General features: G+C 60.1%; 20 protein-coding genes. 10 read left to right on the top strand and 10 right to left on the bottom strand.

Going from position 1 to position 21064, the window contains the following annotated elements; genetic code table 11:
- The first annotated feature begins 11 nt into the window (after nucleotides 1-11).
- The 6 genes from ACMT3I_RS06095 (at nucleotide 12) to ACMT3I_RS06070 (ending at nucleotide 5507) form a co-directional block, all read left to right on the top strand.
- Complete coding sequence (locus ACMT3I_RS06095) at nucleotides 12-1430, top strand: dipeptidase (protein WP_414803577.1); 1419 nt, start codon at nucleotides 12-14, stop codon at nucleotides 1428-1430.
- Between the two features lie 103 nt (nucleotides 1431-1533).
- On the top strand, nucleotides 1534-1905 hold the full coding sequence (gene erpA / locus ACMT3I_RS06090) for an iron-sulfur cluster insertion protein ErpA (protein WP_414803576.1): 372 nt from the start codon (nucleotides 1534-1536) through the stop codon (nucleotides 1903-1905).
- A 203-nt stretch (nucleotides 1906-2108) separates the two neighbouring features.
- Nucleotides 2109-2996, top strand: a complete 888-nt coding sequence (gene coxB, locus ACMT3I_RS06085; protein WP_414803575.1) for a cytochrome c oxidase subunit II — start codon at nucleotides 2109-2111, stop codon at nucleotides 2994-2996.
- A gap of 3 nt (nucleotides 2997-2999) precedes the next feature.
- Complete coding sequence (ctaD, locus tag ACMT3I_RS06080; protein ID WP_414803574.1) at nucleotides 3000-4736, top strand: cytochrome c oxidase subunit I; 1737 nt, start codon at nucleotides 3000-3002, stop codon at nucleotides 4734-4736.
- Nucleotides 4737-5159, top strand: coding sequence for a cytochrome c oxidase subunit 4 (locus ACMT3I_RS06075; RefSeq protein WP_414803573.1), 423 nt, complete (start codon nucleotides 4737-4739; stop codon nucleotides 5157-5159).
- A 123-nt stretch (nucleotides 5160-5282) separates the two neighbouring features.
- The gene (locus ACMT3I_RS06070) at nucleotides 5283-5507 is read left to right on the top strand and encodes a hypothetical protein (RefSeq protein WP_414803572.1); all 225 of its coding nucleotides are present in this window, start codon (nucleotides 5283-5285) and stop codon (nucleotides 5505-5507) included.
- Between the two features lie 219 nt (nucleotides 5508-5726).
- Here the strand turns inward: ACMT3I_RS06070 and ACMT3I_RS06065 are convergent, their stop codons facing one another.
- Genes ACMT3I_RS06065 through ACMT3I_RS06045 form a run of 5 tightly spaced genes read right to left on the bottom strand, consistent with a single transcriptional unit; the run spans nucleotide 5727 to nucleotide 10819 of the window.
- Nucleotides 5727-6584, bottom strand: coding sequence for a methyltransferase domain-containing protein (locus tag ACMT3I_RS06065; protein WP_414803571.1), 858 nt, complete (start codon nucleotides 6582-6584; stop codon nucleotides 5727-5729).
- 39 nt (nucleotides 6585-6623) lie between these two features.
- Nucleotides 6624-8243, bottom strand: a complete 1620-nt coding sequence (locus ACMT3I_RS06060; protein WP_414803570.1) for a cytochrome b — start codon at nucleotides 8241-8243, stop codon at nucleotides 6624-6626.
- Nucleotides 8240-9313 carry a Rieske 2Fe-2S domain-containing protein gene (locus tag ACMT3I_RS06055; RefSeq protein WP_414803569.1) on the bottom strand — a complete coding sequence of 358 codons (1074 nt, stop codon included), beginning with the start codon at nucleotides 9311-9313 and terminating at the stop codon, nucleotides 8240-8242. The genes ACMT3I_RS06060 and ACMT3I_RS06055 overlap by 4 nt, the downstream gene beginning before the upstream one ends.
- A 54-nt stretch (nucleotides 9314-9367) precedes the next feature.
- Nucleotides 9368-10189, bottom strand: a complete 822-nt coding sequence (locus tag ACMT3I_RS06050; RefSeq protein WP_414803568.1) for a c-type cytochrome — start codon at nucleotides 10187-10189, stop codon at nucleotides 9368-9370.
- 24 nt (nucleotides 10190-10213) lie between these two features.
- Nucleotides 10214-10819 (bottom strand): cytochrome c oxidase subunit 3, encoded by a 606-nt coding sequence (locus ACMT3I_RS06045; protein WP_414804023.1) that lies wholly within the window; start codon nucleotides 10817-10819, stop codon nucleotides 10214-10216.
- A gap of 169 nt (nucleotides 10820-10988) precedes the next feature.
- Here ACMT3I_RS06045 and trpD point away from each other — a divergent pair, with 169 nt between their 5' ends.
- On the top strand, nucleotides 10989-12041 hold the full coding sequence (trpD, locus tag ACMT3I_RS06040; protein ID WP_414803567.1) for an anthranilate phosphoribosyltransferase: 1053 nt from the start codon (nucleotides 10989-10991) through the stop codon (nucleotides 12039-12041).
- 55 nt (nucleotides 12042-12096) lie between these two features.
- Here the strand turns inward: trpD and glpK are convergent, their stop codons facing one another.
- Both glpK and ACMT3I_RS06030 read right to left on the bottom strand, forming a co-directional pair.
- Nucleotides 12097-13611, bottom strand: coding sequence for a glycerol kinase GlpK (glpK, locus tag ACMT3I_RS06035; protein WP_414803566.1), 1515 nt, complete (start codon nucleotides 13609-13611; stop codon nucleotides 12097-12099).
- An 83-nt stretch (nucleotides 13612-13694) separates the two neighbouring features.
- Nucleotides 13695-14462 (bottom strand): MIP/aquaporin family protein, encoded by a 768-nt coding sequence (locus ACMT3I_RS06030; RefSeq protein ID WP_414803565.1) that lies wholly within the window; start codon nucleotides 14460-14462, stop codon nucleotides 13695-13697.
- 227 nt (nucleotides 14463-14689) lie between these two features.
- Here ACMT3I_RS06030 and dhaK point away from each other — a divergent pair, with 227 nt between their 5' ends.
- From dhaK to dhaM, 3 genes are read left to right on the top strand one after another with little or no spacing between them, the layout of a single operon-like run.
- Entirely contained in the window at nucleotides 14690-15691 is a 1002-nt protein-coding gene (dhaK, locus tag ACMT3I_RS06025) for a dihydroxyacetone kinase subunit DhaK (RefSeq protein WP_414803564.1), read from the top strand.
- A 9-nt stretch (nucleotides 15692-15700) separates the two neighbouring features.
- Nucleotides 15701-16333: a dihydroxyacetone kinase subunit DhaL gene (gene dhaL / locus ACMT3I_RS06020; protein WP_414803563.1), complete on the top strand. Its 633-nt coding sequence runs from the start codon at nucleotides 15701-15703 to the stop codon at nucleotides 16331-16333.
- Nucleotides 16334-16353: 20 nt separating this feature from the next.
- A complete protein-coding gene (dhaM, locus tag ACMT3I_RS06015) occupies nucleotides 16354-17061 on the top strand; it encodes a dihydroxyacetone kinase phosphoryl donor subunit DhaM (protein WP_414803562.1) in 708 nt (235 codons plus the stop codon).
- A 446-nt stretch (nucleotides 17062-17507) separates the two neighbouring features.
- On the opposite strand, the gene ACMT3I_RS06010 is transcribed toward dhaM, so the two are convergent.
- From ACMT3I_RS06010 to ACMT3I_RS06000, 3 genes are all read right to left on the bottom strand, one after another.
- Entirely contained in the window at nucleotides 17508-18896 is a 1389-nt protein-coding gene (locus tag ACMT3I_RS06010) for a glycine--tRNA ligase (RefSeq protein ID WP_414803561.1), read from the bottom strand.
- A 98-nt stretch (nucleotides 18897-18994) separates the two neighbouring features.
- Nucleotides 18995-19966, bottom strand: coding sequence for an urea transporter (locus ACMT3I_RS06005; RefSeq protein ID WP_414803560.1), 972 nt, complete (start codon nucleotides 19964-19966; stop codon nucleotides 18995-18997).
- A 1-nt stretch (nucleotide 19967) separates the two neighbouring features.
- Complete coding sequence (locus ACMT3I_RS06000; protein WP_414803559.1) at nucleotides 19968-21062, bottom strand: HoxN/HupN/NixA family nickel/cobalt transporter; 1095 nt, start codon at nucleotides 21060-21062, stop codon at nucleotides 19968-19970.
- Nucleotides 21063-21064: the final 2 nt, after the last annotated feature.

Genomic DNA, 21064 nt, shown 5'->3' with positions numbered 1-21064 from the left:
AGATTACCTGCATGACGGATAGCGAACAGACATCTCCAGCAAACGCGAAAGTTGAGGCTGACGTTCGCCTCGCAGTTGAACGCGGATTGCCGGGCACAATTGCCGATCTAAGCGCGCTCGTGCGCATTCCATCGGTTGCATGGACGGCCTTCGACCCCAGCCACGTGGCGGCCAGCGCAGACGCGGTGGCCGACCTGGCTCGCGGACTCGGCGTCTTCGACAGGGTCGAGGTCAAGCAAGCCGGCATTCCGGGAACCGACGAACTCGGTCAGCCGGCAGTGTTGGCCAGCAGGGCCGCTCGAAACGGCAGGCCGACAATACTTCTGTATGCGCACCATGATGTGCAGCCCCCCGGCAAGGACGAAGAGTGGGAGTCCAATCCTTTCGAGCCGACGGTGCGAGGGGACCGCTTGTATGGTCGCGGCGCGGCTGACGACAAGGCGGGGGTCATGGCTCACATTGCATCAATTAGGGCCCTGGTCGATGCTGCCGGAGATGACTTCGACCTCGGCCTCGCACTCTTCATCGAGGGTGAAGAGGAATTTGGTAGTCGTTCGTTCGCCAACTTCCTTGAGGAAAACCAGGATGTCCTGCGCGCGGATGCCATCGTCGTGGCAGATTCCACCAACTGGGATATCGACACTCCTGCACTCACGATCGGCCTGCGGGGCAACGTGACGTTCAAGCTCACCGTACGTACGCTTGCCCACGCCTCGCACTCTGGAATGTACGGGGGAGCAGTGCCCGATGCGATGCTCGCCACGATCAAGCTGCTGTCTACCCTGCACGCTGAGGACGGTTCCGTTGCGGTTGCAGGGCTGACAAGCCATGAACAGCAGACGCCAGAGTACTCAGACGAACTGTTCAGGTCGGAGGCAGGCCTACTCGACGGCGTGACGCCCATCGGGACCGGCACCATCCTGAGCCGAATCTGGGCGCAGCCTGCCATCACGGTCACCGGCATCGACGCGCCCAGTGTCGAGAATGCGTCGAACACGCTATCGCCCGCGATCAGCGTGAAGATCAGCGCACGGATCGCTCCTGGCCAGCCAGCAGCTGAGGCGTATGAGGCGCTCGTGGCCCACCTTCAAGCGAACGCTCCATTCGGTGCGCACCTCGAGATCGACGACGTCGACACGGGGGATGCCTTCCTGGTCGACACGAGCGGATGGGCCGTGGCTGCGGCCCGCCAGGCCATGCATGACGCGTGGGGTGTCGAACCCGTCGACATGGGGGTGGGCGGATCAATTCCGTTCATCGCCGACCTGGTACGAGTTTTCCCCGAGGCCCAGATCCTCGTCACCGGAGTGGAAGACCCCGACTCCCGGGCACACAGCCCGAACGAATCCCTTCACCTGGGAGTCTTCAAGCGAGCAGTGCTGAGCGAGGCATTGCTGCTGGCCAGAATGAACGACATGAGTGGGCACTAGCCCGCTACCGGGTGAGGCAACAGGGAATGCTCACGGCCCATTCCCTGTTGCCAGCTGTAGAATCTGTGTAGATTTCGCGTCGAACAACGTCTCAAGGAGCACCATGACTGACACCATTACCGAAAGCACTGCAGCCGCAGAGACGACAGCTCACCGTGTCGGTCTCAGTGACACTGCAGCCTCGAAGGTTCGAAGCCTGCTCGCCCAGGAAGGTCGCGAAGACCTGCGCCTCCGCGTCGCGGTTCAGCCTGGTGGCTGCTCCGGACTCATTTACCAGCTCTATTTCGACGAGCGGATGCTCGACGGAGATGCAGTCGTCGATTTCGATGGCGTCGAGGTGATCGTCGACAAGATGAGCGTCCCTTACCTTGACGGCGCGTCGATCGACTTCGAAGACACCATCCAAAAGCAGGGCTTCACGATCGACAACCCGAATGCAGGCGGAAGCTGTGCGTGTGGAGATTCGTTCCACTAGTCGAGAAAGTTGATTTTAGGCTGGGAGATCGTCCGTTTGGACGGTCTCCCAGTTCTATTTTTGGTGAAAAAAACCAGCAAAACCCTGATTTTTACGCCGACGCGTCGGGTGAAGTGCACATCTCGCGGCCTGTCTCGGAGTAGGCTGGGACTCGATCAAATCACTTCCTGAGAAGTGCCCACGAGTCTCCCGAAAGGTCACCGGTGCGCAATAACCGCCGTCTTCGATGGGCTGCAATTCCAATCGCAGCGACGTTAACCATTGTTCTCGCGGGGTGTACACAAGCCCAGCAGAACGGGTTTCTCCCCGGATTCCAGGAGGGGCAGTCACCGGTAACGAACCACACTGAGCGCGTCTCCGGCTTGTGGACCACCTCCTGGATCGTTCTCCTCATTGTCGGCATCATCACATGGGGCCTCACCCTGTGGGCTGTTGTCGTCTACCGCCGCCGCAAGGGCCAGACCGGCCTTCCGGTGCAGCTTCGCTACAACATGCCGATCGAAATCTTCTACACGATCGTGCCGTTGATCCTCGTTCTTGGATTCTTCGCCTTTACGGCCAGGGACCAGCAGGCCATTGAGGCCCGGTTCGACGATCCTGAGGTCAAGATCCAGGTCATGGGCAAGCAGTGGGCCTGGGACTTCAACTACGTCAACGAGGATGTCTACTACACAGGCATTCAGGCACAGGCCGACCCCGAGGGTGCTCCCGGCTCAATCATTGAGTCAGAGCTCCCGACTCTCGTGCTGCCCGTCGGCAAGGAGATCGAGATCGCTCTCGACTCACGCGACGTCATTCACTCTTTCTGGGTCATCGACTTCCTCTACAAGAAGGACATGATTCCCGGTAAGACCAACTACATGTCGGTCATCCCTGAACGAATCGGAACCTACGACGGCAAGTGTGCCGAGCTCTGTGGCGAGTACCACTCCCAGATGCTGTTCAAGGTGAAGGTTGTGTCAGAGGCTGACTACATCGCTTACACCGACGGTCTTCGTGCTGCGGGTAATGTAGGTCAGCTCGGCAGCGAGTACGACCGCAATTCAAATCTCCCGGGCACCAGCGCCCCCACGGCGCAGGAGGGCAACTAACCCATGAGCACGACCATCGAAACCCCGGGACCAGTGCGCACAGCGCCTCCCATCATCAGCCCCGGTGCTGAGAAAAAGGGCAACATCCTGGTGAGGTGGATGACATCCACTGACCACAAGGTCATCGGGTACATGTACCTGATCACCTCGTTCATCTACTTCTGCATCGGCGGCGTGATGGCCCTTGTCATCCGCGCTCAGCTGTTCGAGCCCGGGCTTGAGGTCGTGGCGACGAAGGAGCAGTACAACCAGCTCTTCACCATGCACGGCACGATCATGCTGCTCATGTTCGCAACCCCATTGTTCTTCGGGTTTGCCAATGCGTTGATGCCGCTGCAGATCGGTGCTCCAGACGTTGCGTTCCCGCGTCTGAACGCTTTCTCCTTCTGGCTCTTCTTCTTCGGTAGCCTGATCGCCGTTGGCGGCTTCCTCACCCCGCAGGGCGCAGCTTCGTTCGGCTGGTTCGCGTATCAACCACTGGCAAGTACGACGTTCTCGCCAGGCGTGGGTGGAAACCTGTGGATGGTGGGCCTCGGTCTCTCCGGATTCGGTACCATCCTCGGTGCGGTCAACTTCATCACGACCATCATCACGATGCGTGCACCTGGTATGACGATGTTCCGCATGCCGATCTTCACCTGGAACGCACTCGTCACCTCGATTCTGGTCCTGATGGCATTCCCCGTTCTCGCAGCAGCAATGCTCGCCGCAGCCGGTGACCGCATCTTTGACATGCACATCTACGACCCTGCCAACGGTGGGGCCATCCTGTGGCAGCACCTGTTCTGGTTCTTCGGCCACCCTGAGGTGTACATCATCGCGCTGCCGTTCTTCGGTATCGTCTCCGAGGTCTTCCCGGTGTTCAGCCGCAAGCCGATCTTCGGTTACAAGACGCTGATCTACGCAACCATCGCCATTGCTGCTCTCTCCGTAACCGTGTGGGCTCACCACATGTACGTCACCGGATCCGTACTGCTGCCGTTCTTCTCCTTGATGACGATGCTCATCGCTGTTCCGACAGGCGTGAAGATCTTCAACTGGATAGGCACGATGTGGCGAGGGTCGTTGACCTTCGAGACTCCGATGCTCTGGGCTATCGGCTTCCTCATCACCTTCACTTTCGGTGGTCTCACCGGCGTGATCCTGGCTTCGCCGCCGCTCGACTTCCATGTGTCTGACACCTACTTCGTCGTAGCTCACTTCCACTACGTCGTCTTCGGTACCGTCGTATTCGCCATGTTCAGTGGTTTCTACTTCTGGTGGCCGAAGTGGACAGGCAAGATGCTCAACGAGCGCCTCGGCAAGTGGCACTTCTGGCTCCTGTTCATCGGATTCCACACCACGTTCCTGGTTCAGCACTGGCTCGGTGTCGTCGGTATGCCGCGTCGCTATGCAACCTACTCACCCGACGATGGATTCACCTGGATGAACCAGCTCTCCACCGTGGGTGCCATGATCCTTGCTTCGTCGATGATCCCGTTCTTCCTGAACGTGTACATCACCGCTCGCAAGGCGCCGAAGGTAACCGTGAACGACCCATGGGGTTACGGTGGATCGCTCGAGTGGGCAACATCCTGCCCGCCGCCGCGCCACAACTTCACGTCCATCCCGCGCATTCGTTCAGAGCGTCCTGCGTTTGACCTCAATCACCCCGAGGTCGCAATCCCCGTTGGCATCGGCCCGGCGAAGGACGCTCCTGACGCTCCGACGTACGACGCGGCTTCCGAGAAGGTCAAGTAAATGAAAGCAAACGTCAACCTCCTGTGGATTCTCGCAGCGTTCTTCGGTCTGGCAACCGTCACATACGTGGTGTGGAGCCTGGTTGATCCTCTCTACGGAACCGTCGAGTGGGCCGGCACGATGGCCTTGGCGCTGTCGACTGTCCTGGCTGCATTCATCGCCTTCTACCTGGGCCGCGTCCACGCAGCCCAGGGCGGCGAACTGCCAGAAGACCGCCTCGACGCCAACATCGACGACGGCGACCCTGAGCTCGGCTTCTTCAGCCCGTGGAGCTGGTGGCCGATCATGCTCGCGGCTAGCGCCGCGCTGCTCTTCCTCGGACTGGGCGTCGGGTTCTGGATCTGCTTCATCGCAGTAGGAATCGGTGCCATCAGCCTCGTCGGCTGGGTCTACGAGTACTACCGCGGATTGTTCGCTCGCTAAACGCGAATAGCTACACGACAGAACGGCGCTCTCCCTCGGGAGGGCGCCGTTCTGTGTTGTGCACGGATGAAACGTGCGGCGCACACGGGTGCAAAGTCTGGATGCTAGTGCAAAGCTTTGATCATGGAAATCGATGAGTGGTGGCCGAACCTGAGTGATTCGGCACGAGAGTGGTTGATCGCCAACAACGGCGATGCGGTCCCGGCGACGATTCTGGATGAGATTGTCGCCGCCGGTGGTGTCATGAACGACGAAGCTAATTGGGTTGGCGAGAGCGGACCTGATGGCTTCTTTCTGTCAGATGAAGCCACCGATTGGATCGAAGCGTCTGCGAACGACGAAATCTGATGGTCAAGAGGTCCTGGTTGCCAGATGTCGCGTAGACCTACGCAAGGGGGCGACCTTTGGCGCCGACATTCTGGCTGGCGCCTCTTGTCTCTACATCTTCAGAGCGGCAAAGACGGCCCTCAGGACGTATCGCAGTCAACCTGACGCATATCGGCGGTAGCCGGCTAGCGAGCCGAGTACGGCCGCGCTGAGTGCTCCTGGCGCTGTACTCTCTGGGTGCTACTGCGCCGCCGGGCTTGTGTGGCGCGGCCTGAACCCAAAGATCTCGAACGCTGCAGTCACGACCTGGCGGTGCCCGGCGTCGTTGTCGGCGTCATCGCCGCGTTCCGGCGTCTCGCCCTGGTGATGCGCAGACGGACCCATTCCGACGAGGCTCATGATCTCTGCTTGCGTCAAATCCATTCGGACATCGAGCTTCTGCCGGCTTTCAACGGCGAAGTGGTCGGCGAGGCTGTCGACGAGCTGAGTCGCTTTGTTCTGCTGAACTCCGAGGGCCAGTCCGGTATCCCGAAGTTCGCGGAGGTGGCTGTCCTGGGGGATCACGACGATCATCAGGCCGTCGGGTCGCAGAATACGCGCGAACTCCGCTGCATTGCGGGGTGCGAACACGTTAAGGATGAGATCGGCTGAGTTGCCGCGGATCGGCAAAGCCGACCAGACGTCGGCAACCAGGCCGTCGACGTGCGGATGGCTGCGTACCGTCCGAGATACGGCCGCGGGGGAGATGTCGAAGGCGAGCGCGCGAGCGGCAGGGGAGCGTTCCAATACCCCGCCCAGGTAATAGCCGGTGCCACAGCCGATATCAAGTACGTCTGCCGGGTCCTGCTGCGTGCTCAGTGTGCTGACGGCATCCAGCAGCGGTGCGTACCAGCCTGCGTTGAGAAAGGATGCTCGTGCGTCGAGCATCGCTGCGCTGTCGCCGATCAATCCGTGCGAGCGCAGCATCGTCACGAAGCCGCGCTTGTTGACATCGAACGAGTGCCCATGCTCGCAGCGGAGCAACAACGGTTCAAAAGCAGTCAACGGGGTTAAACAGATCGGGCACCGAAGCCACTCCGACAATGTGTGGAGGGACATCGATGCCCGATCTATGTGTATCAGGTCCGGCTGGCGGACTTAGTGGTGGTCTCCGTGCGACTGCTCGATCTCCTTCTTGGAGACCGGAGCGATCCGGTCTTCGAAGAACCAGCGGGACAGTCCTGCGCGCAAACGCTGACCGAACGTGATCTGGCCACGGGAGTTCGGACGAATCATCAGTGGCTGGTACTCCTGGAAGTTAACCAGCTTCCAGCGCTCGTACTCGTCGACCGGCTGGTGAACCTCGATGAACTCACCGCCAGGAAGTCGGACTATGCGTCCGGACTCATAGCCGTGGAGAACGATCTCGCGATCCTTCTTCTGCAAGGCCAGGCAGATTCGCTTGGCAATGAAGTAGGCGATGAACGGGCCGAGAATCACAACAGCCTGCAGCGTATGGATCACGCCTTCCATTGTGAGATGGAAGTGAGTGGCGATGATGTCCGACGATGCTGCGGCCCAGAGGCCGGCGTAGAACGTGACACCCGCAGCACCGATCGCTGTGCGCGTCGGGGCGTTGCGTGGACGGTCAAGGATGTGGTGCTCGCGCTTGTCGCCGGTGATCCAGGCCTCGATGAACGGGTAGATCATCACGAGGACGATGAAGATACCGATCGCGGCCAGCGGGATCAGGATGTTGAACGACCACGTGCGGGCCAGCCATACGAACTCGAGGTGCGGCGGAATCAGGCGGAGTGCGCCGTCAGCAAAGCCGATATACCAGTCAGGCTGTGTACCAGCAGACACCGGTGAGGGGTCATACGGGCCGTAGTTCCAGATCGGGTTGATCGTGAACAGCGACGCCATCAGCATGACTACGCCGAAGACGATGAAGAAGAATCCACCGGCCTTGGCTGCGTAGACAGGGAGCACGGGGAAGCCGACAACGTTCGAGTTGGTCTTGCCTGCACCAGGGAACTGCGTGTGCTTGTGTACGACCACGAACAGCAAGTGGAGCGCGATGAAGGCGACAATGATTGCCGGCAGCAGCAGGATGTGCAGCGAGTAGAGGCGACCAACGATGTCGGTACCGGGGAACTCTCCACCGAAGAGGAGGAACGAGATCCAGGTGCCGACGAGCGGGATGCCCTTGACCATGCCATCAATGATGCGGAGGCCGTTACCAGACAGCAGGTCATCGGGAAGCGAGTATCCCGTGAAGCCCTCTGCCATGGCGAGGATGAACAGCACGAAACCGATCACCCAGTTGAGTTCGCGCGGCTTGCGGAACGCACCGGTGAAGAAGATGCGCAGCATGTGCAGACCGATGGACGCCACGAACAGCAGGGCTGCCCAGTGGTGAACCTGGCGCATCAACAGTCCGCCACGGAGGTCGAACGAGATGTCGAGCGATGAAGCCATCGCGACAGACATCTCGACGCCCTTGAGCGGAACGTACGAGCCGTCGTAGTGGACCTCTGCCATTGAAGCCTGGAAGAAGAACGTCAGGAATGAACCTGACAGCAGGATGATGACGAAGCTGTACAGCGCTACTTCGCCGAGGAGGAATGACCAGTGGTCAGGGAAGATCTTGCGACCCAATTCCTTGACCGCGGATGAGATGCTGGTGCGCTCGTCAAGATAGTTCGCTGCCGAGGCGGTGAAGCCGCCGGACTTGCGAGTATCTGCCGGGGCGCTCTCGGTGGTTGTCGTACTCAATGGCGCTCCCAGAAGCTCGGCCCGACGGGTTCGGTGAAGTCGCTACGTGCGATGAGGTAACCCTCAGCGTCAACGGCGATAGGAAGTTGCGGCAGTGGCCGCGCGGCCGGTCCGAAGATGACCTCACAGTGGTTTGTGACGTCGAACTGGGACTGGTGGCACGGGCAGAGCAGGTTGTGCGTCTGCTGCTCGTACAGGGCCACGGGGCATCCAACGTGGGTGCAAATCTTGGAGTACGCGACGATGCCGTCGTACGACCAATCCTTGCGATCCGGGAGTTCGTGCAGATCTTCAGGCTTCAGACGCATAAGAAGTACAGCGGCCTTTGCCTTTTCTTCGAGCCTGCCGTGCTCGATGTCCATCAGGCCTTCAGGGATAACCTGGAAAGCTGACCCGAGGGTGACATCCGATGCCTTGATCGGAAGTCCGGTCGGGTCGATGGCCAGACGAGTTCCCTTTTTCCACATGGTGTGGCTGAGGAGCTCGACGGGGTTCTCATCCTGCGGGCCGAGGCCACGGAAAAGAACGACTGCCGGAAGCGGGAAGGCAACGAGCGCGCCGATAAGACTGTTGCGAATCAGGGTACGGCGACCGAAACCTGATTCTTCGTTTGCCTCAGCGAAGATCTCAACTGCACGAGCACGTGTCTCTTCCGAACCGCGAACCGGGTGGCGTTCGTCGACACCCTCGTGGTCCGACATGAGCGCCTTGCCCCAGTGCACAGCACCGATACCGATCGCCAGCAGTGCAAGCGTCAGACCGAGGCCGATGAAAAGCGTGTTCAGGCGAACTGAACTGGGGTCGTCAGGAACGATCGGGAAGACCATGTATGCCGCGATCGCAAAAACGCTGCCCACAATTGACAAGTAGAAAAGCGTGTATACGGTTCGCTCCGCGTGACGCTCTGCTTTGGGGCTGAGGTCAGTGATGCGGGGGCGGTGCGGGGGTAAGCCAGGATTGGCAAGGGCATCCCGTGCGACGACTGCTATACCCGGGGATTCATCCACGTGTACAACGTCTGACGAATCGGCAGCTGTCAGATCCTTCCCGCCGTTATCGTCCTTGGCCATTGTTCTCCTTCATACCAAATGTCGATTCAATAATTTTTCGAGACCGGGTTCCGGTCAGTTCGACTTTGCCGTGATCCATACGGTCAACGCCACGATGCTTCCGAGTCCAAAGATCCAGAGGAACAAGCCCTCAGAAACGGGTCCGAGCGATCCGAGTGCGAAGCCGCCTGGTGACGGGTTGTTCTCGATGTACTTGAGGTACGTGATGATGTCGCGCTTGCCCTCAGGCGAGATGTTCATGTCATTGAACACCGGCATGTTCTGCGGGCCGGTGATCATGGCCTCGTAGATGTACTTGGCCGGAACACCGGTGAGAGGGGGTGCGAACTTGCCCTCGGTGAGTGCTCCACCTGCGCCAGCCACGTTGTGGCACATTGCGCAGTTGATGCGGAACAGCTCGCCACCATTACTGGCGTCGCCCTGTGCATCGAGCAGCTCTGCGTCAGGGATTGCGGGACCAGGTGCCAACGACGCGACATAAGCCGAGAGGGCTGCAACCTGATCTTCGGTGAACTGCACTGGCTTCTGAATCGCCTGCGGGCCCTGCATCTCGAGCGGCATGCGTCCGGTGCCGACCTGGAAGTCGACGGAGGCTGCGCCAACACCGATCAGTGTCGGACCGTTCGCTGTTCCTTCTGCGCTCATGCCATGGCAGGTTGCACAGTTTGCAGCGAAAAGCTTCTGACCTTCATCAATGGTCTGCTGCGATGTGGCGTCTGCTTCAGCTGAAGCAGTTCCGGTGCTAATGGCGGCGTAGGCGCCACCGGTGAAGAGGAGGCCGATCGCGATGAGAGCGACGCTGGCCATCGGGTGACGGCGGCCGGCCTTACGGACCTTACGGACCTTACGGACCTTGGGTGTTCTGTTCTCGGGCATGCTGAAGTTGTCCGCTCCTGATTTCTATTTGAGAACGTAAATGACCAGGAAGAGCCCGATCCAGACGACGTCGACGAAGTGCCAGTAGTAAGACACGACAATGGCGCTTGTTGCTTCCTTGTGGCCGAAGTTCTTGACAGCAAAAGCGCGGCCAATAACCAGAAGGAAGGCAATCAGACCGCCGGTCACGTGAATTCCGTGGAAACCGGTGGTGAGGTAGAAGGCTGAGCCGTATGCATTGGTGTCGAGGGCGATTCCCTCAGAGACCAACGTTGCGTACTCGAGTACCTGGCCGGCTACGAAGATCGCGCCGAGGGCGTAGGTGAGGAAGAACCACTCGACCATGCCCCACTGGCTCGGCTTCCAACCGGTCGCACGCGCCTGCAGCCGCTCGGCCGCGAAGACGCCGAACTGGCATGTCACGGAGGAGGAGACCAGGATCAGCGTGTTGATCAACGCATAGGTGAAGTTGTGTTTCGCTGTCTCGGCGGCCCACAGTTCAGGCGACGTCGAACGAAGCGTGAAGTAGATCGCGAAGAGCCCCGCGAAGAACATGACCTCACTGCCTAGCCAGACAATGGTGCCCACCGCTACGCTGTTGGGCCTGTTCACTACGGGCGTAGCCGCCATAGGAGTAATTGAAGTGCTCGTCACTCCTCCATTATGGCCGATATTCGCACAGGTTTTTCTCAATCTGGCATGCCTGTCCCAGATTGGTGCGAGTTAGGTATGCCTAATAACTGCCCGGAAGGCCGCGTAAATTCAGGGGAGTGGGCACTTCTGCTTTAAGATCGATGTCATGTTCGAATTGCAGTCATGGCCCAATATCCTGCACGCCCTACTCAATGGCGAGGATCTCAGCGTCGCCGATGCTGCGTGGTGTATGGAACAGGTGATGATCGGTGAAGTTAAACCGGCTCAGTTGGCGGCGTTCCTGGTAGCACTGAAAGCCAAGGGCGAAACTGTTGACGAGATCGTCGGATTTCGTGACGCAATTCTTGAGCACGCCGTTCCGTTGTCCGTGAATCCAATGGCACTCGACATTGTGGGGACGGGCGGCGATCGCTTCGGAACTGTCAACGTGTCGACGATGTCCTCGATCGTGTGTGCTGCAGCAGGTGTTCCGGTAATCAAGCACGGCAACAGGGCAGCCAGTTCGGCATCGGGGTCATCTGATGTGCTCGCGGCACTCGGCATCGACCTCACGCTGTCAGCCGATCGGGTCGCGTCGATCTTGGATGAGGCCGGGATCACCTTTGCGTATGCTGCAGCTTTCCATCCTGGTTTCCGTCACGCTTCTGAGGTTCGTAGCGACCTCGGCATTCCGACGGTCTTCAACTATCTCGGCCCGCTCTGCAACCCGGCTCGACCTGAGGCCTCTGCCGTCGGTGTCGCCAGCCTTGATAGGGTCCCGCTGTTCGTGGGTGTCTTCCAGACCCGCGGAGCTACAGCACTTGTCTTCCGGGGTGATGACGGTCTCGACGAACTCACCACGACAGGCCACAGCCACGTATGGGAGGTATCGAGGGGACTCGTTACCGAACACGACATCGAGCCGCGCGACCTCGGTCTCAAGCGGGCGAAGATGAGCGATCTGGTCGGCGGCGACGCTGCGCACAACGCCGATGTCGTGCGTGCTGTGCTCGCGGGGGAGGAAGGCCCGGTCAGGGACATCGTTCTGCTGAATGCCGCCGCTGGCCTGGTCGCCTTTGATCTGGCTCAGGATCCGGCACAGTCCCAGATTGCCATTCTTGAGCGGTTCCGTACGAAGATGGCCGTGGCCGCGGAGACTATTGACTCCGGTGCGGCCACGGCCAAGCTTGCTCAGTGGGTTGAATCAACTCGAGGTTGAATAAGTACAGGCGCGAACCGAAGCACTGGATGTGTTCGGCTCGCGCCTGTGTCGACTACTTCACGTCGCCGTCGACCCAGTCGAAGGTCTTCGTGACGGCCTTCTTCCAGTTGCGCAACAGACGGTCGCTTTCTTCCTGTGGCAGCTGGGGTGTCCACCGGCTGTCTTCCTGCCAGTTTGCACGCAACTCGTCCAAGCCGCTCCAGAAGCCGACGGCCAGGCCGGCAGCGTATGCCGCACCGAGTGCCGTGGTTTCTGCAACGACCGGACGTACGACTGGCACCCCCAGAATGTCGGCCTGGAACTGCATCAGCAGGTTGTTGGCGATCATTCCGCCGTCTACCTTGATCTCAGTCAGAGGGACTCCGGAGTCTGCGTTGACAGCGTCGATCACTTCTCGGGTCTGGTAGGCCGTTGCCTCAAGTGCAGCGCGGGCAATGTGGCCCTTGTTCACGAAGCGGGTCAGGCCAACCAGTGCACCACGGGCATCCGCACGCCAGTATGGCGCGAAGAGGCCAGAGAACGCCGGTACGAAGTATGCACCGCCGTTGTCCTCCACAGTGGCGGCCAGAGCCTCGATCTCCGGTGCTGAGTGGATGATGCCGAGGTTGTCGCGCAGCCACTGCACCAGTGAACCGGTGACGGCGATCGAGCCTTCGAGTGCATAGTGGGGAGCCGCGTCACCCAGCTTGTAGCCCAGGGTCGTGAGCAGGCCGTTCTTGGAGTGCACGATCTCTTCACCGGTGTTGAAAATGAGGAAGTTGCCGGTGCCGTAGGTGTTCTTGGCTTCACCCTGGTCAAATGCAGCCTGGCCGAAGGTCGCGGCCTGCTGGTCGCCCAGGATGCCGGCGACGGGTACCTCGCGCAACAGGCTGTGCTCGTCGACGATGCCGTAGACCTCGGACGAGGACTTGATCGCGGGCAACATTGACTTCGGCACATTGAATGCCGCGAGAATGTCGTCGTCCCACTGCAGGGTCTCGAGGTCCATGAACAGCGTGCGAGACGCGTTGGTCACGTCGGTGGCGTGGACTCCACCGTCGGTTCCACCGGTCAGGTTCCAGAGGACCCAGCTATCTGTGGTTCCGAAGAGCAGGTCGCCGGCGTCGGCTTTGGCGCGGGCGCCTTCGACGTTCTCGAGGATCCAGACGATCTTGGTTCCCGAGAAGTAGGTGGCCAGCGGCAGGCCGACCTTCTGCTTGAAGCGCTCGACACCGCCATCCGCTGCGAGACGGTCAACGATCGGCTGGGTACGGGTGTCCTGCCAGACGATTGCGTTGTAGACGGGCTCCCCGGTGTTCTTGTCCCAGACGACAGCTGTCTCGCGCTGGTTGGTGATACCGACAGACGCGATGTCGTGGCGGGTCAGGTTTGCCTTGCCCAGTGCCTGGCCAATGACCTCACGGACGTTGTCCCAGATTTCTTTCGGGTCGTGCTCGACCCAGCCGGCCTTCGGGAAGATCTGCTCGTGCTCGAGCTGACCGGTCGAGATGATCGACCCGGCCTTGTCGAAGATGATTGCCCTGCTGCTGGTGGTGCCCTGGTCGATGGCGAGTACGTAATCAGGCATTGATTTCTCCATTGAAATTGAAATTGGGAGGTGCATTTAGGCAGAGATGCGGGCCGGTTCGGGATGAACCGGCCCGCTGCGCGTTAGCCGAGGATCGGCAGCATCACGATGGATGCCCAGCCGGCGAGAAGGCCGCCGATGATGGGACCGACAACCGGTACCCAGGAGTAGGACCAGTCGGATGATCCCTTGCCCTTGATCGGAAGCACGAAGTGCGCGATACGCGGGCCCAGGTCACGTGCCGGGTTGATGGCGTATCCGGTCGGTCCACCGAGTGAAGTACCGATCACGAGAACCAACAGTGCTACCGGCAGGGCGCCGAGGGCAGCAAGGCCACCTTCGCCCTGTCGTCCGCCACCGAAGCCGATGACGACGAAGACGAGAACGAACGTGCCGATGATCTCGGTGACCAGGTTCCAGCCGTATGAGCGGATTGCGGGGCCGGTCGAGAAGACGCCGAGCTTGTTGGCAGGCTCAGGCTCGGTGTCGAAGTGCTGTTTGTAAGCCAGCCATACGACGACGGCGCCGATGAAGGCGCCGATCAGCTCCGCTGCGATATATGCGAGCGTTGACCCGAAGGTGACGGGCACAAGTGCCGCACCACCGAAATCAGTTGCTCCTGACGCAATGACGCCGAGCACGACTGCCGGGTTCAAATAGGCGCCTGAGTTATACGCAACGATCACGCCGGAGAAGACCGCGAAGCCCCATCCGATGCTGACCATAAGGAAGCCCCCGGCGAGACCTTTGGTCTTCGCGAGAGCGACGTTAGCTACGACACCACAGCCAAGGAGCACCAGCAGTGCTGTGCCAACTACTTCCGACAGAAACGCAACTCCGAGATTGTCCACGTTGACCTTTCAGATGAGGCCAGGGAACGCCTGAGCAAACCCATGGCACGAGCGGTTGGCTCAACCATAGACCCGCGGGGTAGCCGAGGGGAATGTAAATTCGTGCGGCCGACTTCGGGCACTTACAGTGAGCGTCAGGAGCGCGTAAGTTGGGCAACGGTATGTTTGGGTCGAACCCGCCATCAGCGAAGATGACGGTGCCTCATACGCCAGGTGAAGGGATGCTCATGAAAAAGCTCATCAACGATCCAAAGGACGTGGTCAACGAGGCTGTTGCAGGCTTCGAAGCCGCGCATGGTGACCTGGTCAGGGTGTCTCATGACCCGATCTACATTGTGCGAAAAGACGCCCCTATTGCAGGCAAAGTTGGAATCGTCAGCGGCGGCGGAAGTGGCCACGAACCTTTGCACGGCGGATTCGTCGGTCCAGGGATGCTGGATGCTGCAGTCCCTGGGCCGGTATTCACTTCTCCGACGCCAGACCCTATCTTGGCCGCAACCCAGGCAGTCAACGGCGGCGCTGGGGTATTGCACATCGTCAAGAACTACACCGGAGACGTCCTGAACTTCGAGACGGCAGCCGACCTGGCATCTATCGAGGGTATTGAGGTGCGCTCAGTCATCATTAACGATGACGTAGCCGTCAAGGATTCCCTCTACACCGCTGGTCGTCGCGGAGTCGCGGGAACAGTTCTGGTCGAGAAGATCGCCGGAGCAGCCGCAGAGCGTGGCGACTCCCTCGACGCCGTTGTGGCCATCGCTGAGAGGGTGAACGCGCAGGTGCGGACGATGGGCGTCGCTTTAACCCCCTGTGTCGTCCCTCACGCAGGTGAGCCCAGTTTTGAGCTCGCCGACGACGAGATCGAGATCGGAGTTGGCATTCATGGTGAGCCAGGTCGTGAGCGCATCAAGCTCCAGCCGGCGGACGCCATAGTCGACCGGCTCCTCGGACCGATCGTTGAGGACATCCCGTTCGTCGCCGGCGACAAGGTGCTGCTGCTGGTCAACGGCATGGGTGGCACACCGCAGGTTGAGCTCTACATCGTCTTCCGCCGTGCCGCAGAAGTGCTGGCGAGCAAGGGCATCGAGGTCACCAGGACGCTCGTCGGCAACTACACCACGTCGTTGGAGATGCAGGGAGCTTCAATCACTGTGCTTAAGCTTGATGATGAATTGACTGCACTGTGGGATGCCCCGGTGCACACGGCCGCACTGCGGTGGGGAAGGTAGAGCAGAAGTATGTCTGTCGATGTTGCTTGGGCAAAAGAATGGATTCGCCAAAGCGCTCAGATCCTCTCTGAGAAGCGGGCAGAGCTAAATACCCTCGATCGGGACATCGGTGACGGTGACCACGGCGAGAACATGGACAGAGGCTTTCAGGCGGCGCTCCTCAAACTGGACAACGTCCCGGCGGATGCCACGCCAGGCGACGTTCTGAAGGTTGTGGCTACGACGCTCATCTCGACTGTCGGCGGCGCATCAGGGCCGCTGTACGGGACCGCGTATCTCAAAGCATCGATGGTTGCCGGGAGCGAGCTCGATAGCGAGGGCATCGTTGCCGTGCTCACGGCAGCGCGTGACGGAATCGTGCTGCGAGGAAAGGCTGATTCCGGTGACAAGACTATGGTGGACGCCTGGACTCCAGCCGTAGACGCCGCGGCACGGGCTGCTGCCGATGGCGTAGATGCTGCCGGGGTCCTGGCCGCTGCCGCGGACGCTGCAGAAGCAGGCGCGGTCGCGACCGAACCGCTCGTCGCTCGGAAGGGGCGGGCCAGCTATCTGGGGGAGCGGGCGATCGGACACCGTGATCCTGGCGCACAATCAACAGCGCTGTTGCTGAGGGCCGCCGCGGATTCGGCTGTGAAGGCATAGACGTGGCTGGTGCAACCGACATGGTAGGAATCGTATTCGTCTCCCACAGCGTCAAGATCGCGGAGGGACTCGTCGATCTGGCGCGTCAGATGGCAGCCGGGGTGACGCTCGTCGCGGCCGGCGGCACCGACGAAGACGGAATCGGAACCAGTTACGAAAAGGTGTCCGCCGGTATCGAAGCCGCCGACTCCGGCGCGGGTGTTGTCGTGCTCTGCGACCTGGGTTCAGCAATCCTGACCGCCGAAACCGCGCTCGACTTCCTCGACGATGGCGTTAGGGCGCGAGTCAGGCTCGTGAACGCACCACTCGTTGAGGGCGGAGTCGCTGCCGCGGTTGCGGCTGAGGTCGGGGGAGACCTCGATGCTGTGTCGAATGCCGCCTTGTCGGCCGCACAAGTGTTCGTTCCTGGCCTTCCGGCTACTCCGTCTGCTGCACCGTCTGCTGCTCCTGCAGAGGCAGAGGCGCCAAGCGGGCGCTTCTCGCGCTCCGTTACCCTGCGCAACAAAGCTGGCCTGCATGCGCGTCCTGCGGCTGAGTTCGTCAAACTGGCGAGCTCGTTCTCGGTGCCGGTCACAGTGAACGGCAAAGACGCACGGAGCCTGCTTGGCATTATGTCGTTAGGCCTGAACAAGGGCGCAGTCGCCGAGATCTCGTCGGACGCACCCGACGGCGCGGATGCAGTCAACGCTCTGGCTGACCTCGTTGAAACCGGGTTCGGAGAGGAATAACCGCCGCAATAGATTCTTGTGCCACCAGGCAACACCAGGCGTATGGTGGTGGTATGACTCAGGAGAGATCAACGCGCGGTGGCGGATTCTCCCACTTGTTCGAGTGGGTCGAAGGAAAACTGTACCCGATATTCGAGTCGCCTCCTGAGGGAACTTATCCGGCCGCAGAAACTGTGGCGCTTAAAGATTGTCCGGTTTGCGGGCAACCGATGACCGAGCACACGATTGATCATTCCCTGAACAACACAGTACTGAACTGTCCACAGCCACCTCTGAGAGGTGCTGATCCCGATGAGTTCAAGCGTGTGAACGAGTTCGGAATGGTCATCCATCCGCCTGTCAGCGACATAAAGAGCTCATCTCAGGCCGGAGAACCGGGCTAAGCCCAATGTGCACAATGAGAAACCCCCTCCAGCAGGCTGGAGGGGGTTTCTCATTAGCTGATGTTATGCGCCGTTCAAGCGGCTGGAGAGGTACTCGTGCAGCTCATCGAGCGGCACGCGATCCTGCTGCATCGTGTCGCGGTCGCGCACTGTGACAGCGTTGTCTTCGAGGGAGTCGAAGTCGACAGTCACACACAACGGGGTGCCGATCTCGTCCTGGCGGCGGTAACGACGACCGATTGCACCGGCGTCATCGAAGTCGACGTTCCAGTGCTTGCGAAGTGCATCTCCGACCGAACGCGCCAACGGCGACAATGCCTCGTTGCGCGACAGCGGAAGGACAGCAACCTTGACCGGCGCCAGGCGCGGGTCGAGACGCAGCACAGTGCGCTTGTCGATACCGCCCTTGGCGTTGGGAACCTCTTCGACATCGTACGCATCGACCAGGAACGCCATCAGAGCACGGGTCAGACCGAACGACGGCTCGATTACGAACGGGATGTACCGTTCGTTCTTGTTCTGGTCGAAGTAGCTGAGGTCCTTGCCAGAAGCCTCTGCGTGCACCTTGACGTCGTAGTCGGTGCGGTTGGCGACGCCCATGAGTTCGCCCCATTCGCTGCCGGCGAAGTGGAATCGGTACTCGATGTCGACGGTGCGCTTCGAGTAGTGTGCCAGCTTCTCTTGCGGGTGTTCGAACCAACGGATGTTCTCAGGGTTCATGCCAAGGTCGATGAACCACTCCCAGGAGAGGTCCATCCACTTCTGCTGCCACTCTTCGTCGGTACCGGGCTCGACGAAGTACTCAATCTCCATCTGCTCGAATTCACGGGTTCGGAAAATGAAGTTTCCCGGTGTGATCTCGTTGCGGAAGGCCTTTCCGATCTGGCCGATACCGAACGGCGGCTTTTTGCGCGACGTCTGCAGAACGTTGTGGAAGTTTGTGAAAATGCCCTGTGCGGTTTCCGGGCGCATGTAGTGCATGCCCGACTCATCGTCAACGGCGCCCAGGTAGGTCTTCATTAGCCCTGAGAATGCGCGAACCTCGGTCCACTGACCGATGATTTTGGGGTGCTCAGGGTCGGGGATGTCAGCGAGCCCGTTGACGGGAGGGTGGCCGTGCTCGGCCTCGTAAGCTTCGAACAAATGGTCTGCCCGGTATCGCTTGTGCGTGGTCAGCGATTCGGTCAGCGGATCGCTGAAGACCTTGACATGGCCAGAGGCCTCCCAGACCGCAGTTGGGAGGATGATTGCAGAGTCAAGACCAACCATGTCGCCACGCCCGCGCACGAAAGCGTTCCACCACTGGCGCTTGATGTTCTCCTTGAGCTCGACACCGAGAGGGCCGTAGTCCCACGCAGATTTGGTGCCGCCATAGATCTCGCCGGACGGAAATACGAATCCGCGGTGCTGCGCCAAAGTGATGACGGCATCGAGACGGGACTGTTCGGCCATTAAAGCTCCAATTCTGCGGTGTAAAAGCGAGGAAAGGGGACGCTCCTCGCTCGTTTCCATCTTAGCGAGCGACCGCAGGCTGGCCGTGCGAGCGCCTGTTAGGTGGCCGTGGCCATGGCTTCCGCGCCGTGACCTCCGTGTTCCCGCCGAACGAGCCGCGGGATGACGAAGGTCAGGATCAGCAGCACCCATGTCGTGAGGATGTATGGCCAGGTATAGATCGGGCCGGGGAGGAAGCCCATCCAGAATTGGACAAGTGCGGTGAGCACGGCGCCGATGACCGCCATCACCCATGGCTCCCACACGCCCTTCAGGAACACGGCCGCCATGGCGATGGCCGTCAACACGGCGGAGTAGCCACCAAGGCCGTTGGAGATCTTGGCCATATCATCGCCAACGGCCAGAGCGATCAGGCTGCCGATCAGGCTGCCGAGTATCGCGGCAACTCCGACCTTCCAGCTCGCGATGAACAGCCCGATCAGAATGAGCGCACCGCCGATGGCGCTGTCGACGAGCACGACCTGCGACACATTGGTCAGAAGGGATTGCAGAAAGCCGATGCCGCCGGACTCAGGAGCTGTCAGTGGCGCTGAGGTGACGTGGGCTGGAATCGTGAGGCCGTAAACGATGCCGGCGGTGATACAGAACGGCGCTGTGGTGTACGGGAGATTGATTGGCTTCAGCGGCCCGTGAGTGAAGAGCCACAGCACACCAAGGGTGATCGGGGTGCAGACAATACCGCCGACGATCGCCATCAGATATGGCAGCCACTGGTCGCCGCCCATTGCCGCGAACGCTGCGGCGCCCACGAGCGTGCCGCAGAAGCCGTGCATTCCAGCGACGATGTCGCTCCTCGGCACTTTGAATAGCACCGCGGTGACGGTTGCCGCGATGGCGCCGAGTAGAGCCAGGATGGCCATCCGCCAGTCCGCGACGACGAAGGCCGCGAGGATGAGTAGTCCCGTCCAGATATTTGCCTGAAAGTAGATTTGCGAGACGCCGTGGCCGATGGATTCGCCGGCCTGCACGGCCGGTCCTTGTGCATGCTGAGTTGCATTTGCGTTAGTCATGTCAATCAGAGCCCTTCGAGCTTGGTGAAGGCGTGTCTGTAGCCGGATGATGAGCGTTCCAGCGCTGTTCGATCTTGCCGAATTTCCAATACGCCATCGACAACAGCCACGCGGTGACTAGCGTGCCGACCACGATGTAGCCGATGTACTCCAAATCAATCGTCGCTATCCACGAGGTGATTGGATCTTTCAAACCGAGCTTCTCATTGAGCAGCCCGAGGAGCTCGATGCCACCGATCACGATTGCGATAACCACTGAGATTCCAGTGACCGTGAGGCTGTAGTAGACCTTGCGAATCGGGTTGATCGTTGCCCAGCCGTACGCTTTGACCATCACAGCGGAGTCCAGAGTGTCGAACAGGCTCATCCCCGCTGCAAAGATGAGCGGCAGGCACAGCACGGCATACCAGGGCATACCGGTTGCCGCGCCTGTTCCGGCAAGAACCAGCAGCGCGATCTCGCTAGCGGTGTCGAAGCCAAGCCCGAAGAGGAATCCGACGAAGTACATCTTCCCTGGGCGATCGACCGACTTGACGAGTGGCCGCAGGATCTTGTTGATGAAGCCGCGGCCTTCGAGGTGATGGTCCAGATCCTCCTGATTAAGTGTGCTGTTTCTCGATGCGCGCCACACCCGCAGAATTGCGAAGAATGAGATGGCATTGATGACGCCGATCAGTATCAGGAAGATGCCAGAGATCATGGTGCCGAAGACGCCCAGCCAGTCCCGAGCCGCATTCCCATCGGATGCCAGGCCAGCCGCCCAGCTGATTCCACCGGCGAGCAGTAGAGCCATGAGGAACACCACGGTGGAGTGCCCCAATGAAAAGAACAGCCCAACGCCAGCCGCTGGCTTATTCATATCAACAAGCTTGCGGGTGGTGTTGTCGATCGCGGCAATATGGTCGGCGTCGAAAGCGTGCCTCACCCCCAACAGGTAGGCAGTGATCGCGATTCCGATCCCAAATACCGCCGAGCCGAGCTGGAGCTGCTGAGGCTGGACGAACATGAAGAATATCCCAAAGCCGACGACGTGAATTATCACGACAGGGATGAATACCTTGACGAGCTGGACGGCATATGAGGGCGGGTTCTTCATAT

Origin of the sequence: Leifsonia sp. A12D58 (assembly GCF_047530025.1) — a bacterium.
GTDB lineage: Bacteria > Actinomycetota > Actinomycetes > Actinomycetales > Microbacteriaceae > Cryobacterium.
The sequence above is the reverse complement of the archived record's forward strand: the minus strand, read 5'-3'. Positions and strand labels throughout refer to the sequence as shown.